At 74.2% G+C, this 15,088-nt stretch carries 14 protein-coding genes and 1 pseudogene; 10 read left to right on the top strand and 5 right to left on the bottom strand.

Going from position 1 to position 15,088, the window contains the following annotated elements; genetic code table 11:
* Positions 1-59 precede the first annotated feature (59 nt).
* From ACFUUZ_RS01150 to ACFUUZ_RS01140, 3 genes are all read left to right on the top strand, one after another.
* On the top strand, positions 60-335 hold the full coding sequence (locus ACFUUZ_RS01150) for an AbrB/MazE/SpoVT family DNA-binding domain-containing protein (protein ID WP_378691010.1): 276 nt from the start codon (positions 60-62) through the stop codon (positions 333-335).
* A complete protein-coding gene (locus tag ACFUUZ_RS01145; RefSeq protein WP_378691007.1) occupies positions 332-724 on the top strand; it encodes a PIN domain-containing protein in 393 nt (130 codons plus the stop codon). The genes ACFUUZ_RS01150 and ACFUUZ_RS01145 overlap by 4 nt, the downstream gene beginning before the upstream one ends.
* Positions 725-786: 62 nt before the next feature.
* Positions 787-1,350, top strand: coding sequence for an alpha/beta hydrolase (locus ACFUUZ_RS01140; RefSeq protein ID WP_378691004.1), 564 nt, complete (start codon positions 787-789; stop codon positions 1,348-1,350).
* A 1-nt stretch (position 1,351) separates the two neighbouring features.
* Here the strand turns inward: ACFUUZ_RS01140 and ACFUUZ_RS01135 are convergent, their stop codons facing one another.
* The gene (locus ACFUUZ_RS01135; RefSeq protein WP_378691002.1) at positions 1,352-2,401 is read right to left on the bottom strand and encodes an alpha/beta hydrolase; all 1,050 of its coding nucleotides are present in this window, start codon (positions 2,399-2,401) and stop codon (positions 1,352-1,354) included.
* A gap of 248 nt (positions 2,402-2,649) precedes the next feature.
* Here ACFUUZ_RS01135 and mqo point away from each other — a divergent pair, with 248 nt between their 5' ends.
* The 6 genes from mqo to ACFUUZ_RS01105 all read left to right on the top strand — a co-directional run bounded on the left by mqo (position 2,650) and on the right by ACFUUZ_RS01105 (position 9,156).
* Positions 2,650-4,104 (top strand): malate dehydrogenase (quinone), encoded by a 1,455-nt coding sequence (gene mqo, locus ACFUUZ_RS01130; RefSeq protein WP_378691000.1) that lies wholly within the window; start codon positions 2,650-2,652, stop codon positions 4,102-4,104.
* A 12-nt stretch (positions 4,105-4,116) separates the two neighbouring features.
* Positions 4,117-4,566, top strand: a complete 450-nt coding sequence (locus ACFUUZ_RS01125) for a GNAT family N-acetyltransferase (RefSeq protein WP_378690997.1) — start codon at positions 4,117-4,119, stop codon at positions 4,564-4,566.
* Positions 4,567-4,647: 81 nt separating this feature from the next.
* On the top strand, positions 4,648-6,687 hold the full coding sequence (locus tag ACFUUZ_RS01120) for a VWA domain-containing protein (RefSeq protein ID WP_378691496.1): 2,040 nt from the start codon (positions 4,648-4,650) through the stop codon (positions 6,685-6,687).
* A gap of 19 nt (positions 6,688-6,706) precedes the next feature.
* The gene (gene cobO, locus ACFUUZ_RS01115; RefSeq protein WP_378690995.1) at positions 6,707-7,321 is read left to right on the top strand and encodes a cob(I)yrinic acid a,c-diamide adenosyltransferase; all 615 of its coding nucleotides are present in this window, start codon (positions 6,707-6,709) and stop codon (positions 7,319-7,321) included.
* A 112-nt stretch (positions 7,322-7,433) separates the two neighbouring features.
* Positions 7,434-8,828, top strand: a complete 1,395-nt coding sequence (locus ACFUUZ_RS01110) for a cobyrinate a,c-diamide synthase (protein WP_378690992.1) — start codon at positions 7,434-7,436, stop codon at positions 8,826-8,828.
* The gene (locus ACFUUZ_RS01105; protein ID WP_378690989.1) at positions 8,821-9,156 is read left to right on the top strand and encodes a cobalamin biosynthesis protein; all 336 of its coding nucleotides are present in this window, start codon (positions 8,821-8,823) and stop codon (positions 9,154-9,156) included. Before ACFUUZ_RS01110 ends, ACFUUZ_RS01105 begins: the two co-directional genes overlap by 8 nt.
* Here the strand turns inward: ACFUUZ_RS01105 and ACFUUZ_RS01100 are convergent.
* A pseudogene (locus ACFUUZ_RS01100) lies at positions 9,157-10,255 on the bottom strand (hypothetical protein).
* Positions 10,256-10,278: 23 nt separating this feature from the next.
* Positions 10,279-11,409, bottom strand: coding sequence for a phosphotransferase family protein (locus ACFUUZ_RS01095; RefSeq protein WP_378690986.1), 1,131 nt, complete (start codon positions 11,407-11,409; stop codon positions 10,279-10,281).
* Positions 11,410-11,565: 156 nt separating this feature from the next.
* Here ACFUUZ_RS01095 and ACFUUZ_RS01090 point away from each other — a divergent pair, with 156 nt between their 5' ends.
* Complete coding sequence (locus tag ACFUUZ_RS01090) at positions 11,566-12,849, top strand: DoxX family protein (RefSeq protein ID WP_378690983.1); 1,284 nt, start codon at positions 11,566-11,568, stop codon at positions 12,847-12,849.
* On the opposite strand, the gene ACFUUZ_RS01085 is transcribed toward ACFUUZ_RS01090, so the two are convergent.
* Together ACFUUZ_RS01085 and ACFUUZ_RS01080 are read right to left on the bottom strand one after the other, a co-directional pair.
* On the bottom strand, positions 12,846-14,033 hold the full coding sequence (locus ACFUUZ_RS01085; RefSeq protein ID WP_378690981.1) for an ABC transporter permease: 1,188 nt from the start codon (positions 14,031-14,033) through the stop codon (positions 12,846-12,848). The two genes, ACFUUZ_RS01090 and ACFUUZ_RS01085, sit on opposite strands and share 4 nt — an antisense overlap.
* A complete protein-coding gene (locus ACFUUZ_RS01080; protein WP_378690978.1) occupies positions 14,030-14,926 on the bottom strand; it encodes an ABC transporter ATP-binding protein in 897 nt (298 codons plus the stop codon). Before ACFUUZ_RS01080 ends, ACFUUZ_RS01085 begins: the two co-directional genes overlap by 4 nt.
* Between the last annotated feature and the right edge of the window lie 162 nt (positions 14,927-15,088).

Genomic DNA, 15,088 nt, shown 5'->3' with positions numbered 1-15,088 from the left:
ACCGGGCAGCGCCCCTTACGTTCTGGTAAGGAACGGTGGGGTTCGTAAGGAGGGGTGCGGTGGCGGAGCGCAAGCGCGGCGGGCCGGTGGTGTCGGCGGCGGTGACCAGCAAGGGGCAGATCACGATTCCGGTCGACGTCCGGGTGGCCATGGGGCTGCGCGCGGGGGTCAGGGTGGCCTTCGTGCCCACCCCGAACGGCACCTACGAGCTGGTGCCGGAGACCAGGACGGTCAAGGCGCTCAAGGGCATCGTCGGCTGGAACGCGGCGCCGCTGGAGTTGGCCGAGATGGACGCCGCCGTCGCGGGCAACGTGGTGGAACGGCCGCGCGGATGATCGGCCTCGACGCCAATGTCCTGGTCCGCTACCTGACCCAGGACGACCCGGAGCAGTCCGCCCTGGCCAATGCCGTGATCGACGAGCTCACCGAGGGCGACCCCGGCTACGTCACCATGCTGGTGCTCGCCGAGATCTACTGGGTGCTGCGCCGCGGCTACCGGCAGAGCCCGGAGGCCGTCACCGACGTGCTGCTCGGGCTGCTCGACTCGGCCGAGATCGTGGTCGAGCGGGCCGACACGGTGCGCCAGGCGCTGCGCCGCGCCGCCGACGGCGCCGACTTCGCCGACGCCCTGGTCGAGCAGTTGAGCACCGAGGCGGGCTGCGAGCGCACCGTCACCTTCGACCCGCGCGCGGGCGACGGCGCCGGGATGCGGCTGCTCTCCTGAGCGACCCGCTATCCGGGCGAACCCGGCATCGCGGGTTCGGCGGCGGTGTAGCGTTTCCGGTCATGACAGCGCGCCAGATCACGGTCGGTGACCGCTCCTGGACGGTGCGGGTGGACGGGCCGTCCTCCCGGCACACCGTGCTGCTGCTGCCGGACGCGGGCGCCCCGCCCGATGTCTTCGACGGCGTCTGCGCCCGGCTGCACGTCTCCGACCTGCGCACCGTCACCCCGGAGAGCGTCGAGGGGCTGGAGCCCGCCGACCTGCACGCGGTGCTCGACCAGCTGAGCGTTCCCTACATACACGTCGCCGGGTACGGCGCGGGCGCGGAGCTGGCCTGGCGGCTCTGCGCCGGGCCGTTCGGCCGCTTCATCAGCCTGGTGGTCGCCGACGCCGGGCACCCGGCGGGCGCCGACACCGCGGGCGCCGTCGCCGACGCGGCGGTCCGGCCGATGGAGCTGCCGGTGACCATGGTGGTCACCAAGCGCACCACCCGCGCGGTCGCCGACGGCTCCGGCCGCTTCGTCTACGGCGAGTTCCGGGTGGTCGAGCTGGACGTCGACGATGTCGCCGCCGAGGCGATGCACGAGTTCGCGACCGAGATCGTGCTGCGCACCAGCCCCTGGTGAGCTAGGCCGTCCGGAAGTCGGCCAGCCAGTCCAGCCAGCTGTCCAGCTCGGCGAAGGCCTCGGCCCTCGGCTTCTCGCTCGACAGGAAGACGTCGTGTCGCGCGCCCTCGATCGGCACGATGTTGGTGCGGTCGCCCAGGCAGCCGGACCAGCGCTGGATCTGCTCCACGTCGAGCACCGCGTCGGCCACGTCGATGGCGGGGCCGTACTCGCGGGCGAACTTGGTCAGCCGGGAACGCAGGATGAGCGCGGGCACCCCGATGCTCAGCCCGCGGTGCAGCCTGGCGTGGCCGCGGCGGATGGCGCGCAGCCAGCCGAACCGCACCGGGAACCCGCTCAGCGGCTTCCAGTCCAGGTTGTACTCCCACTCCCCGGACACCGTGTGGTGCAGGCTGTCGCCGTAGGCGGTGATCGCCGGAGCGGGCAGCGCCGCGGTCTTGCGGAAGCGGCCGAGCACGTCGATCACCGGGGTGCCGACGCTGCGGTAGTAGGCCGGGCCCTGCAGGTCGAACCACGGGCTGTTCAGCACCAGCCCGACCACGCCCGCGGCCGCGCTGCCGCGCCCGGCGTTCAGCCGGTCCAGCCACAGCGGCAGGATCAGCCCGCCGGTGGAGTGCGCCACCAGCAGGACCGGGGCGCCGGTCTCGGCGCGCACGATGCGCAGCGCCTCGTCCAGCTCCGCGTCGTAGGAGGCCAGGTCGGTGACGAAGTGCGGGCTCTGCCCTTCCCGCAGCGAGCGGCCGCACTTGCGCAGGTCGAGCGCGTAGAAGCGGTGACCGCGGCCCGCGAAGTGCTCGGCCACGTGCTGCTGGAAGAAGTAGTCGGTGAAGCCGTGCAGGTAGAGCACGGCGGGCAGCTCCGCGTCAGCGGGGGTGGACGCGGTCTCCTCGGGGCGGTAGCGCACCAGGGTGGCGAAGATCTCCCCCTCGCCGTCCGGGTCCGCGCCGAGCGGGAGCGTGCGCTGCTGGTAGTTCGTGCCGAGGACATCGGGCTGCCACGCGTCGCCGCCGGACGAGCTCCGCGCCGGGCCGAGCGAGGTTTCGTTCGTCACAGTGCCCAATCTATCGCGGCTCCCGCGCCGTGGCCGAGCCCGGTCTACCGGGAGGTATCTATGTCACATTCGGCAGGTTCGCTGCGGGAACACAGATTCCCGAGGTGCACAATTGGGCACAGGTGAACGGTGGGTAACCTCCAGCCGGAAGCCGCGGGCAACCGCGCAGAGTGACAAGGAAGTCGACACCCGTGCCGAATGCTGCTCAGACCCAGAAGACCGATGTCGTTCTCATCGGTGCAGGCATCATGAGTGCCACGCTCGGCGCACTGCTGCGGCAGTTGCAGCCCGAGTGGTCGATCTCGCTCTTCGAGCGGCTGGACGCCGCCGCGGCCGAGAGCAGCGACCCGTGGAACAACGCGGGCACCGGCCACTCCGCGCTCTGCGAGCTGAACTACAGCCCGCAGAACCCCGACGGCACCGTCGACATCACCAAGGCCGTCGACATCAACGAGCGCTTCCAGGTCTCCCGCCAGTTCTGGTCCTACGGCGTGCAGAACGGCCTGCTCGGCGACCCCTCCCGCTTCATCAACCCGATCCCGCACGTCAGCTTCGTGCACGGCGAGGAGAACGTGCGCTACCTGCGCGCCCGCTACGACGCTCTGGCGCCGCAGCCGCTCTTCGAGGGCATGGAGTACATCGACAGCCCGGACGAGTTCGCCCGCAGGCTGCCGCTCATGGCGCGCGGCCGCGACTTCTCCGACCCGGTCGCGCTGAACTGGACCGACGCGGGCACCGACATCGACTTCGGCGCGCTCACCAGCGAACTGCTCGCCTACCTCGGCGGCTCCGGCGCCGACCTGGCCTTCGGGCACGAGGTGCTCGACCTGTCCAAGCAGTCCGACGGGCAGTGGCTGGTCCGGGTGCGCAATGTCCGCACCAGGCAGACCCGCACGCTGATCAGCCGCTTCGTCTTCGTCGGCGCGGGCGGCGGCGCGCTCCCGCTGCTGCAGAAGGCGGGCATCAGGGAGGCCAAGGGCTTCGGCGGCTTCCCGGTGAGCGGCCAGTTCCTGCGCAGCACCAACCGCGACCTGATCGAGCAGCACCACGCCAAGGTGTACGGCAAGGCCGCCGTCGGCGCCCCGCCCATGTCGGTACCGCACCTGGACACCAGGGTGATCAAGGGCCGCAACGGCCTGCTCTTCGGCCCCTACGCGGGCTGGACCCCCAAGTTCCTCAAGGACGGCAAGAACACCGACCTGTTCAAGTCGATCCGCCCGGACAACCTGTTCTCCCTGCTCGGCGTCGGCGTCACCGAGCTGAGCCTGACCAAGTACCTGATCTCCGAGCTGCTCAAGTCCGAGGCGGGCCGGGTGCAGACGCTCGGCGAGTTCGTGCCGCGGGCCGACGGCGGCGACTGGGAGCTCATCACCGCGGGCCAGCGGGTCCAGGTGATCCGGCGCAAAGGCATGGGCGGGGTGCTGGAGTTCGGCACGGCGGTGATCGCTGCGGGCGACGGCACGATCGCCGGGCTGCTCGGCGCCTCGCCGGGCGCCTCGACCGGCGTCAGCGCCATGATCGACGTGCTGCAGCGCTGCTTCCCGCGCGAGTACGAGGGCTGGACCCCGAAGCTGCGCGAGATGGTCCCCTCGCTCGGCGTCAAGCTCTCCGACAACCCGGAGCTGTTCCGCGAGGTCTGGAGCTGGACCAGCAAGACGCTGAACCTGGACACCGCCGGAGTCGCCGCCGCCGCGCAGGTGTGATAGCAAGAAGCGATGATCTCGACCGTTGCGCTGAAGCGGGCATGGGCCCAGGACCTCGACACCGCCACCCTCTACGAGCTGCTGAAGCTGCGCGTGGAGATCTTCGTGGTCGAGCAGAAGTGCGCGTACCCGGAGCTGGACGGCCGCGACCTGCTGCCGGAGACCAGGCACCTCTGGCTCGATGACGACGGCGCGGTCATCGCCACGCTGCGGCTGCTGGAGGAGCACGAGGGCGGCGTGAAGTCGTTCCGGATCGGGCGGCTCTGCACCGCCAGGCCGGCGCGCGGCCAGGGCTACACCACCCGGCTGCTGCAGGCCGCGCTGGCCGAGGTCGGCACGCACACCGTGCGGCTGAACGCGCAGACCCACCTCGTCGAGCTCTACGCCAAGCACGGCTTCACCGCCGACGGCCCGGAGTTCGTCGAGGACGGCATCCCGCACACCCCCATGCGCCGCGGGTGAGTTCGGCGCTGCCCGCAGGCCGAGGCGGTGTCCGGCGGCGGCCCCGCCACGCCTAGAGTCGAAGCCGTGTCGGTGTACCAGATGGAAGAGATCGAGACCGGGAATCCGGTCCCGCCCGCCGAGACGGGGTTTCCGTTCTCCGCGGTCGTCGGGCAGGAGCGGCTGCAGCTCGCGCTGATCCTGTGCGCGGTGCACCCGGGGATCGGCGGCGTGCTGGTCCGCGGCGAGAAGGGGACCGCCAAGTCGACCGTGGTGCGCGCGCTCGCGCAGCTGCTGCCCCCGGTGGTGGACGAGACCGGCTCCCGCCCGGCCCGGCTGGTCGAGCTGCCGGTCGGCGCCACCGAGGACCGGGTGGTCGGCTCGATCGACCTCGAGCGGGTGCTGCGCGACGGCGAGCAGGCCTTCCGGCCGGGGCTGCTGGCCGCCGCGCACCGCGGCGTGCTCTACGTCGACGAGGTCAACCTGCTGCACGACCACCTGGTCGACGTGCTGCTCGACGCCGCGGCGATGGGCCGGGTGCACGTCGAGCGGGACGGCGTCTCGCACACCCACCCGGCGAAGTTCGTGCTGGTCGGCACGATGAACCCGGAGGAGGGGGAGCTGCGGCCGCAGCTGCTCGACCGGTTCGGGCTCACCGTCGACGTGGCCGCCTCGCGCGAGGTCGACGTCCGGATGGCGGTGGTGCGCCGCAGGCTCGACTACGAGGCCGACCCGGCCGGGTTCGCCGCGCGCTATGCCGCCGCCGACCGCGCCGAGGCGCTGCGCATCCGCGACGCCGTCGACCGGCTCCCGCGCGTCCGGCTCGACGACGTGGAGCTGCGCCGGATCGCCGCGCTCTGCGCCAGTTTCGACGTCGACGGCATGCGCGCGGACCTGGTCGTCGCGCGCACCGCCACCGCGCACGCCGCCTGGCGCGGGGCCGACGCCGTCGCCGAGGAGGACGTGCGGGTCGCCGCCGAGCTGGCGCTGCCGCACCGGCGCCGCCGGGATCCCTTCGACGAGCCCGGGATCACCGAGGAGCAGCTGGACGACGCCATGCGCGAGGCCGCCGAGGAGGCGGCCAAGGGTGCGCAGGGGCGCGACGGCGAGGGCACCGACTCCGCCGACGGCCCGGCCGAGGGGCACACGGATCGCGGCGATGCGGGTAACGGCGGCTCCACCGCGGCTCAGCAGAGTGGTCCGGATCCCGCCGACCCGGCGGGCGACGGCTCCGACCCTTCGGCCTCGGGCCGGCAACGCTCCGGCCCCGACGGCACCGACGACGACCCCGATTCCCCGCCGGACGGCCCCGGCACCGGCGGCCGCGAGCGGCGCGCGGGCACCCCGGTCTCCGGCAAGGTCGCCGCGCCGCGCTGGGAGGTCCCCGGGATCGGCGAGGGCGCCCCCGGCCGCCGCTCCCGCGCGGAGAGCCGCCTCGGCCGCGTGGTCCGCCCGACCGCCACCGCAGGCACCGGCCTGCACCTGCTCGGCACCGTCTTCGCCGCCGCCCCGCGGCAGCGGGCCCGCGGCAGGGTGAGCGGCCCGCTGCGGTTGGCCGCGGACGACCTGCGCGGCGCGCACCGCGAGGGCCGCGAGGGCAACCTGGTGATCTTCCTGGTCGACACCTCCGGCTCGATGGCGGCGCGCGACCGCATCGGCGCCGTCACCGGCGCCGTCGTCACCCTGCTGCGCGACGCCTACCAGCGCCGGGACAAGGTCGCGGTGATCACCGTGCGCGGCAGCGAGGCCGAGCTGGTGCTGCCCCCCACCTCGTCGGTGGAGATCGCGGTGCGCAGGCTCGCCGGGCTGCGCACCGGCGGCAAGACCCCGCTCGCCGCCGGGCTGCTCGCCGCCCGGACCCTGGTCGCCAGGGAGAAGGTGCGTGACCCGCGCCGCCGCCCGATGCTGGTGCTGCTCACCGACGGCCGCGCCACCGGCGGGCAGGAGCCGCTGCCGCGCGCCCGCGCCGCCGCTCGTGGCCTGGCCGCCGACGCCGTCACCGCCATGGTGGTCGACTGCGAGCGCGGCATGGTCCGGCTCGGGCTCGCCGCCGAACTCGCCCGCGAACTCGGCGGCGGCTGCGTCCGGCTCGCCGAGCTCACCGGCGACGCCGTCGCGGGCGTCGTCCGCGCCGCCGCCTGACCCGCTCGAAGGAGATCCCGTGCCGCAGGGCATCCCGGCCACCGTCCCGGACGACGGCCTCACCACCAGGCAGCGCCGCAACCAGCCGGTGCTCGCCGTGCACACCGGCCCGGGCAAGGGCAAGTCCACCGCCGCCTTCGGGATGGCGCTGCGCGCCTGGAACCAGGGCTTCGACCTCGCGGTCTTCCAGTTCGTGAAGAGCGCCAAGTGGAAGGTGGGCGAGGAGGCGGCGTTCCGCACCCTCGGCACGCTGCACGAGCAGACCGGCGCGGGCGCCCCGGTCGAGTGGCACAAGATGGGCGAGGGCTGGTCCTGGACCCGCAAGCAGGGCAGCGCGGACGACCACGCGGCCGCCGCGCTGGTGGGCTGGCGGGAGATCGCCCGGCGGATCGCGGCCGAGCAGCACCGGTTCTACGTGCTCGACGAGTTCACCTACCCGCTCAAGTGGGGCTGGGTCGACGTGGACGAGGTGGTGCGCACCCTGGTCGAGCGGCCGGGGCAGCAGCACGTGGTGATCACCGGCCGGGACGCCCCGCAGGCGCTGCTCGACGCCGCCGACCTGGTGACCGAGATGACCAAGGTCCGGCATCCCATGGATGCGGGACGCAAGGGACAGCGCGGGATCGAATGGTGAGCGAGCGCCTGCCGGGGGATCGGCGCGTCGACGCCCGCCCGCGGTGTGCGGGCGGGCGGGTCGCGGTGCGGGAGCGCTCCGGTCGCGCTCGGCCCCGCGCGGGGGCGCGGCGATGAGCGGGGTGCCCGCGGTGGTGGTGGCCGCGCCCGCCTCGGGGAGCGGCAAGACCACGCTCGCCACCGGGCTGATCGGGGCGCTGCGGCGGGCCGGGCACCGGGTGGCGCCGTTCAAGGTGGGGCCCGACTACATCGACCCCGGGTACCACGGGCTGGCCGCCGGGCGGCCGGGGCGCAACCTGGACCCGGTGCTGGTCGGGGTCGAGCGGGTGCCCGGGCTGTACCGGCACGGGTCGCGCGGCTGTGACCTCGCCGTGGTCGAGGGCGTCATGGGGCTCTTCGACGGGCGCATCGACGAGCACGCCGGGCCGATCGCGGAGGGGTCGACCGCCCAGGTCGCCGGGGTGCTCGGCGCGCCGGTGGTGCTGGTGGTCGATGCCCGCGGGCACAGCCAGTCGCTGGCCGCGCTGCTGCACGGCTTCGCCACCTACGACAGCGGGGTCCGGCTCGGCGGCGTCATCCTCAACCGGGTCGGCAGCGAGCGGCACGAGCAGGTGCTGCGCGCGGCCTGCGACCGGGTCGGGCTGCCGGTGCTCGGCGCGCTGCCCCGGCTCGCCGAGCTCGAGCTGCCATCCAGGCACCTCGGCCTCATCCCCGCCGTCGAGCACGGCGCGCCCGCCCGCGCCGCCGTCGCCGCCATGACCGAGCTGGTCGCCGCCCACGTCGATCTCGCCGCCGTCGCCGCCATGGCGGGCGCCGCCGTCCCCGGCGAAGCCTGGGACCCCGCCACCGCCTTGGCCGACTACGGGGTCCCGGCGGGGAAGCGGCCGGTCGTGGCGGTCGCGGGCGGCCCCGCCTTCACCTTCGGCTACGCCGAGCACCGCGAGCTGCTGGCGGCGGCGGGAGCGCGGGTCGAGGTGTTCGACCCGCTGCACGACCCGCTGCCCGCCGGGACCGCGGGGCTCGTCGTGCCAGGCGGCTTCCCGGAGGAGCACGCCGAGCGGCTGGCGGCGAACACCCCGCTGCTCGGCGAGGTGGCCGCGCTCGCCGCGGCCGGGCTGCCGGTGCACGCGGAGTGCGCCGGGCTGCTCTACCTGGCGCGCAGCCTGGACGGGCACCGCATGGCCGGGGTGATCGACGCCGACGCCGAGTTCGGCCCCCGGCTCACCCTGGGCTACCGCGACGCCGTCGCGCTCACCGGGTCGCCGCTCTGGGCGGCCGGGCAGCGGGTGCGCGGCCACGAGTTCCACCGCACCCGGCTGGTCCGCGCCGGCGAATCGGCGCGCGCATGGGGGTGGCGCGGCAGCGACGGGAGCCCGGTCACCGAGGGCGCCGTCACCGCCGCGGTACACGCCTCCTACCTGCACACCCACCCGGCGGGCGACCCCGCCGCCATCGCCCGCTTCACCGCCGCCGCGGCGGCTTTCGCCGCCACCCGCATCGGTGCCTGAGCCACTGACCGTTGGCATCGGGCTCCGGCCCGGGACACCGGCGGCGACCATCCTCGCCGCCATCGACACCGTGCTCGGCGAGCACGAGATCGCCGTCCTCGCCACCCTCGACACCCGCGCGGCCGAACCGGGCCCGCGCGCGGCGGCCGAGCACCTCGGCGTCCCGCTCCTGGCCTACCCGGCCGCCGAACTCGCCACGGTCCACGTGCCGAACCCCGGCCGCTTCCCGAGCGTGGCCGAGGCCGCCGCCCTGCTCGCGGGCACCGGCCCGCTGGTCGTCCCGAAGACGCCGTACGGCGGCACCGTCACCGTCGCCGCCGCGCGCTGACTACGGCGCCACCGACCCGAGGTCGGCGAACCCGCTCGGATCGTGCCGCCCGATGCTCGCGTGCTCGAACAGCCCCCACCCCTCGGCATCCCCGCACCGCGCCCGCGCCACGAAATCGCTGACCCCCCATGGCTCCATGGCGACGACCGCCGGATCGGTGAGGTCGTAGACGCTGCTGAACGACCACCCCTGCCCCCTTCCACTGCCCGTGCTGCCACTCCGGGTCGCCGCCGTACCCGCAGCCGACGTGCAGCGCGATCCCGACGCCGACCTCCACCTCGATCGGCAGCGGCGTCCCGTCCGGCGTGGTCAGCTCCAGCCGCGCCCGCACCGGCTGCCTGGTCCCGCTGCGGTACTCGATCGCGATCCGCGGCCAGCCCAACTGCTCGACCCGCCCGTCCGGGAACACCCGCTGCGCGTCGTTCAGCGTCCGCCGCCCGTCCGGCAGCTCCTGCACGATCACCACCACCGCGAACTCCGGGAAGCGCAGCGGCACGTAGAGCCACCAGAACCCGCCCGCGGACTCGGTCGCCGCCCGCCCGGCGGGCTCGGCCTCGCCGACCGGCCGGATTCCCCACGACCGGTCCCGCGTCCCGGTCCACACCGCCGGGTCGACGGCGATCTCGGTGCCGTCCACCGTCAGCGTCCCCGCCCAGCCGCCCACCTGGGCGAAGCGGCTGGCGTCCAGCACCGGCCGCGGTCCGGCCAGCATGAGGTGCGGCTGCTCCTGCACGGCCGGGAAGGCGCCGGTCCAGGTGAGGTCGGCGGCGAGGTCCTCGTGCTCGCAGACCAGCCGCAGCCGGTGCAGCGGCTCCAGCACCTCCAACCGGATGCCGCCCGCCCGCTGCTCCAGCGAGCGCGGGCCCATGGCGTCGGAGAACCGCACCGCGCGCCTGCGGTCCCCGCGCCGCACGGTCAGGAAGGCGTCCACCACACCGAGGTTCGGGTAGGTGCCGAGCCCGGCGATCAGGAAGGTGCCGCCGTCCCGGTCGTGCGCGTTCAGGTAGGAGCGGTCGTAGAAGTTGCGGTCGCCGGTGGTCACCCTGGCCAGCGGCAGCGGGGCCTGGTGGATGGGGTACTCGTCCAGCGGGCCCGGCATCGCGGCGTAGTCGGTCACGGCGGTCACTCCCAGCGGTAGGTGCCGTCGAGCAGCGCGGCCAGGCTCGCCCGGTGCATGACGTAGTCGTCCCGGTCGGCGGTGTCGGTGTCCTCGCCGAAGTGGATCATCCTGCGCTTGATCCGCGCCATCACGATGGCGTGCCGCAGCGCCGCGTAGACCAGGTAGAAGTCGAGGTCGCGCACGGTGTGGCCGGTGCGGGACTCGTAGTGCGCCACCACGTCCGCGCGGCGCAGGAAGTCCGGCAGCCCCGGCTGCTCGAACCGCTCCGCGATGTCCTGGAAGAAGCGGTGGATGAAGATGAGCCAACCCAGGTCGACCTCGCGCGGCACGATCGCCGCCATCTCCCAGTCCAGCACCGCGAGCGGGCGCCACTGCTCCCAGATGATGTTGCCCGGCCTGGCATCGCCCCAGCACAGCACCGCGGGGCCGGGGTCGGCGGGCCAGTGCGCGTCCAGCCAGTCGAAGGCGCGCTCGATGATCGGGATCCGGTAGCCGTCGGCGGCCAGCGCCCACTCGTACCAGGCGCGCTGCGCCTGCACGTGCCTGCGCAGCGGCTGGCCCGGCCCCGCGGGCAGCCCGAACCGCGCCTCCGGGTGCGGGATGGCGTGCACGTCGGCGATCACCTCGACCGTGGCCCTGGTGACCTCGGCGCGCTGCTCCGGCGTGGCGTCGAAGAGCCAGCCGACGAAGACGTACGGCGGGTTGTCCGCCGGGACCAGCCCGTCCACCCGGCGCATGACGAAGAACGGGGTGCCGAGCGGAGCGTCGCTCTCCTCCAGCCACACCAGCGGCGGCACCGGGACCGGGCTCGCCGCGCCGACCCCGGCGATCACCCGGAACTGGGCGGCCAGGTCGTACTCCGGGAAGACCGGGAAGGCCGCCGCCTCCGGCGCCATCCTGGCCACGAACGAGCCGCCGTCGGCGCGGCCGTCCACGGTCCAGTGCGCGTCGAAGAGGATGGTGGTGCTCGACATCCCGCCGGACTCCGGGCGGCCGGTCACGGTCACCGTCGGCGGGTGGTCCGGGCTCACCCGCTCGTCCAGCCACGCGGTCAGCCGCGCGCCGAAGTCGTCGAGATCGCCTGCGCTGACGGTCAATCGGTGTCGCTGCGTCGGGTCGGCCTCGTCGCCCATCCCGGTACCTCCTGCTCCCGCGCCCCCGGCGGAGAATGTAACGTGTTCCAGTTGCCTCGCAGGGGGAAACGGGAAGAAATATCCGCCGACCGGCGGAGGGCGGAATGGGTGGCTTCCCCGACGCGCCCCGCCCGCCCGCGCCGCTAGCGTCGGACCGTGCAGACCGCCTGGCATCCGCTGACCCGCATCGCCTTCCGTTTCGGCGTCGTCTACTTCGGGCTCTACCTCCTGCTCTTCGCGCAGGTGCTCTACGTCTACGCGGGGGTCGTGGCGGAGTGGCTGCCGGACGACGCGGTGCTCTGGCAGATGCGGTTGGTCGAGGTGCCGGTGGCGTGGACCGGTGCGCACGTCTTCGGCGTGGACGCGGCGCTGCGGGCCTCCGGCAGCGGCGACCAGACCGCCATCTGGGTGCAGATCTTCCTGCACCTGGTCGTCGCAGTGGTGGCGGCCGCCGCCTGGTCGGTGCTCGACCGCCGCCGCCCCGCCTACCCGGTGCTGTTCCGCTGGTTCACCGTGCTGCTGCGGCTGGCGCTGGCCGGGCAGCTGCTGCTGTACGGCTTCGCCAAGGCGGTGCCGAACCAGATGCCGTTCCCCACGCTCACCACGCTCATCACCCCGTACGGCGAGCAGCAGCTGATGGACGTGCTGTGGAACCAGGTCGGCGCCGCGCCGACGTACCAGATCCTGCTGGGGCTGGCCGAGATCGCGGCCGGGCTGCTGCTGGTGCTGCCGCGCACCGCGGTGCTCGGCGCGCTGCTCGGCGCGGTCTGCATGGCCCAGGTCTTCGTGCTGAACCTGACCTTCGACGTCCCGGTCAAGATCCACTCCGGCCACCTGCTGCTCATCGCCGCCGTCCTGCTGCTCCCGCACCTGCGCACCCTGGCCGGCGTGCTGGTCCTCGGCAGGCCGGGCGCACCGGTGACCCCGCCGCCGCTCTTCGCCGCCCGGCGCGCCGACCGGATCGCGCTCGCGGTGCAGCTGCTGCTGGTCGGCTGGTTGATCGCGGGGCAGGCGCAGGCGGCCGCCGATGGCTACCGGGAGTACGGCAACGGCATGCCGCGGCCCGCGCTGTACGGCATCTGGGAGGTCACCGCGTTCGAGCTGGCAGGCACCGCGCTGCCCCCGCTGCGCACCGACCCGGACCGCTGGCACCGGCTGGTGATCGACACCGGCGGCGCCGCCTACCAGCGGATGGACGACACCCTGGTGCCGGTGGTGGCGACCGCCGACCCGGAGGCTGGCACCCTGGTGCTGACCGACCCGGCAGCCCGGGCCCCGATCGCGCGCTTCGCCGTCGAGCGCCCCGCCGCCGAGCTCCTCACCCTGCGTGGCGAACTCGGCGGCGAGGCCGCGGCGATCGAGCTGCGGCAGCGCGACCCGCACACCTTCCCGATGTACCACCCGCCGTTCCGCTGGGTGATCGACGAGGTGCGCCGCTAACCGCGCAGCGCCTGCCGCCAGGAGACGGTGCCGCCGGTGCGCAGCACCGACCGCTCGTAGACCCGCGCGGCGAGCAGCGAGAGCCCGCCGGTGACCGCGACCATGAGCAGCACCGTGCCTACGATCTGCGCGGGTGCCGCCACCCCGGCCGCGATCCGCAGCGGCATGAGGATGGCGGAGAAGGGAGGCACCCAGCTCAGCGTGGTGCTCAGCGTGCCGTCCGGATCGCGCACCGCCACCGAGGCGACGCCGAACATGACCATGATGAGCACGGTGAGCGGCGTCGTCGTGGAGTTGACGTCCTCCTGCCTGGAGACCAGCGAGCCCGCCGCCGCGTAGAGCACCGCGAAGAACAGGTAGCCGAGCACGAACCAGCCGAGCGCCCCCGCCAGCGTGCCCAGCGCGGTGCCGGTGAGCGTGAGCACCCCGGTGGCCAGCGCGGTGCCGACCCCGGCCACCCCGTACAGCGTGAGCTGCAGCAGCCCGGCGCCGCCGAGCCCGATGATCTTGCCCCAGAGCAGCTGCAGCGGTCGCACCGTCGCCAGCAGCACCTCGACCACCCGGCTCGACTTCTCCTCCACCACGCCCATCGCCACGTACACCCCGAAGAGCAGGATCTGCAGGTAGAGCACGAAGGCCACCGCGATGGAGAGCGCGACCCGCTCCCCGGCGGCCGGGTCGGGCGGGTCGAGGGCCTGCTCGTCCAGCCGGACGTCGGCCGCGGCCCGCACCGCCGCCGGGTCCGCGTCCACGGCGAGCAGCGCCCGCTCCTGGGCGTGCCCGGCCAGCGCGCTCGCCACGATCGCGCGCAGCTCGCCGTCGAGTCCGGACTCGGTGACCACGGTGGCGCCCCCGGTGGCGGGCAGCACGGCGGCATCGGCGGCCCCCGCGGTGACCCGCTCGCGCGCCGCCGCCTCGTCCGGCACCACGGCCACGGTGACCGCGGTGTCGATGGCCGCGCCGGAGCTCTCCAGATACGGCGTGAGGGTGTCGTCCCGCACCACCGCGACGGTGGCGCTGCGCTCCTCCTCGCCGCCGCCGAAGGCCGCGATGCCGACGATCCCGGCGATCAGCGCGACCAGCACGACCCCGGTGCTGATCAGGAAACTCTTGGCGCGTACCTGGACCAGGAACTCGCGCCGGGCGATCAGGGCGACGGTGCGCCACCGGTTCGGCGCGGTCATCCCGCCACCACCTCTCGGTACAGTTCGGTCAGCGTCGGCTGCTGCGGGGTGAATTCGCGGACCGGGCCGGTGCGCAGCGCCGCGGCGAGCAGCGCCTGCTCGTCGGCGCCCGCGGCGAGGGTGAGCACGGTGCGGTCGCCGTCGCGCTCCCAGCCGAGCACGCCGGGCAGCCCGGCCGCCCAGTCCGGTGGGGCGTCCGGCGCGCGCACCAGCAGCCGGGGCTGCCCGCCCGCGCGCAGCTCGTCCACGGTGCCGGTCACCCGCATGCGCCCGGCCGCGATGATCCCGACCCGGTCGCAGAGCCGCTGCACCAGCTCCAGCTGGTGGCTGGAGAAGACGACCGGGACCCCGGCGTCGGCCTTCTCCCGCAGCACCGCGCTCATCACGTCGACGGCGACCGGGTCGAGGCCGGAGAACGGCTCGTCCAGGACGAGCAGCGCCGGGTCGTGCACCAGCGCGGCGGCCAGCTGCACTCGCTGCTGGTTGCCGAGGCTCAGCGCGTCGACGGTGTCGCCGACGCGGTCGGCCACCCCGAGCCGCTCGGTCCAGTGCCGCACCGCCGAGCGGGCGTCGGCCGCGCTCGAGCCGTGCAGCTCGGCCAGGTAGGTGAGCTGCTCGCCCACCTTCATCTTGGGGTAGAGCCCGCGCTCCTCCGGCATGTAGCCGATGCTGCGGCGCAGCGCCGCGTCCACCGGCTTGTCGCCGAGCCGCACGCTGCCCGCGTCGGCGGCGAGCACGCCGAGCACGATTCGCATCGTCGTGGTCTTGCCCGCGCCATTGCTCCCGACGAACCCGAAGATCTCGCCCGGCGCCACCGCGAACCCCACCCCGTCCAGCGCGGTCACCTCGCCGAACCGCTTGCGCAGCCCGTCCAGCTCCAGCGTCCCGCTCACGCTGTGTCCATTCGGCGTGCGCGGGGGCCCTCCGTGGCTACGCTCCGCTCCCGCCTCCGGGCCTGACCCGCTCACGCTGTGTCCATTCGGCGTGCGCGGGGGCCCTCCGTGGCTACGCTCCGCTCCCGCCTCCGGGCCTGACCCGCTCACGCTGTGTCCATT

Source organism: Nocardia sp. NPDC057353, from assembly GCF_042667085.1.
Taxonomy (GTDB): Bacteria; Actinomycetota; Actinomycetes; order Mycobacteriales; family Mycobacteriaceae; genus Nocardia.
Note: the sequence above shows the minus strand (reverse complement) of the source record. Positions and strands in the feature narration are given on the sequence as shown.

Bases quoted from the DNA above. Each gene is read 5' to 3' on its own strand.
- ACFUUZ_RS01145 (WP_378691007.1), top strand. From the start codon at position 332: ATGATCGGCCTCGACGCCAATGTCCTGGTCCGCTACCTGACCCAGGAC.
- ACFUUZ_RS01140 (WP_378691004.1), top strand. From the start codon at position 787: ATGACAGCGCGCCAGATCACGGTCGGTGACCGCTCCTGGACGGTGCGG.
- mqo (WP_378691000.1), top strand. From the start codon at position 2,650: ATGAGTGCCACGCTCGGCGCACTGCTGCGGCAGTTGCAGCCCGAGTGG.
- ACFUUZ_RS01125 (WP_378690997.1), top strand. From the start codon at position 4,117: ATGATCTCGACCGTTGCGCTGAAGCGGGCATGGGCCCAGGACCTCGAC.
- ACFUUZ_RS01120 (WP_378691496.1), top strand. From the start codon at position 4,648: ATGGAAGAGATCGAGACCGGGAATCCGGTCCCGCCCGCCGAGACGGGG.
- ACFUUZ_RS01110 (WP_378690992.1), top strand. From the start codon at position 7,434: ATGAGCGGGGTGCCCGCGGTGGTGGTGGCCGCGCCCGCCTCGGGGAGC.
- ACFUUZ_RS01095 (WP_378690986.1), bottom strand. From the start codon at position 11,409: ATGGGCGACGAGGCCGACCCGACGCAGCGACACCGATTGACCGTCAGC.
- ACFUUZ_RS01085 (WP_378690981.1), bottom strand. From the start codon at position 14,033: ATGACCGCGCCGAACCGGTGGCGCACCGTCGCCCTGATCGCCCGGCGC.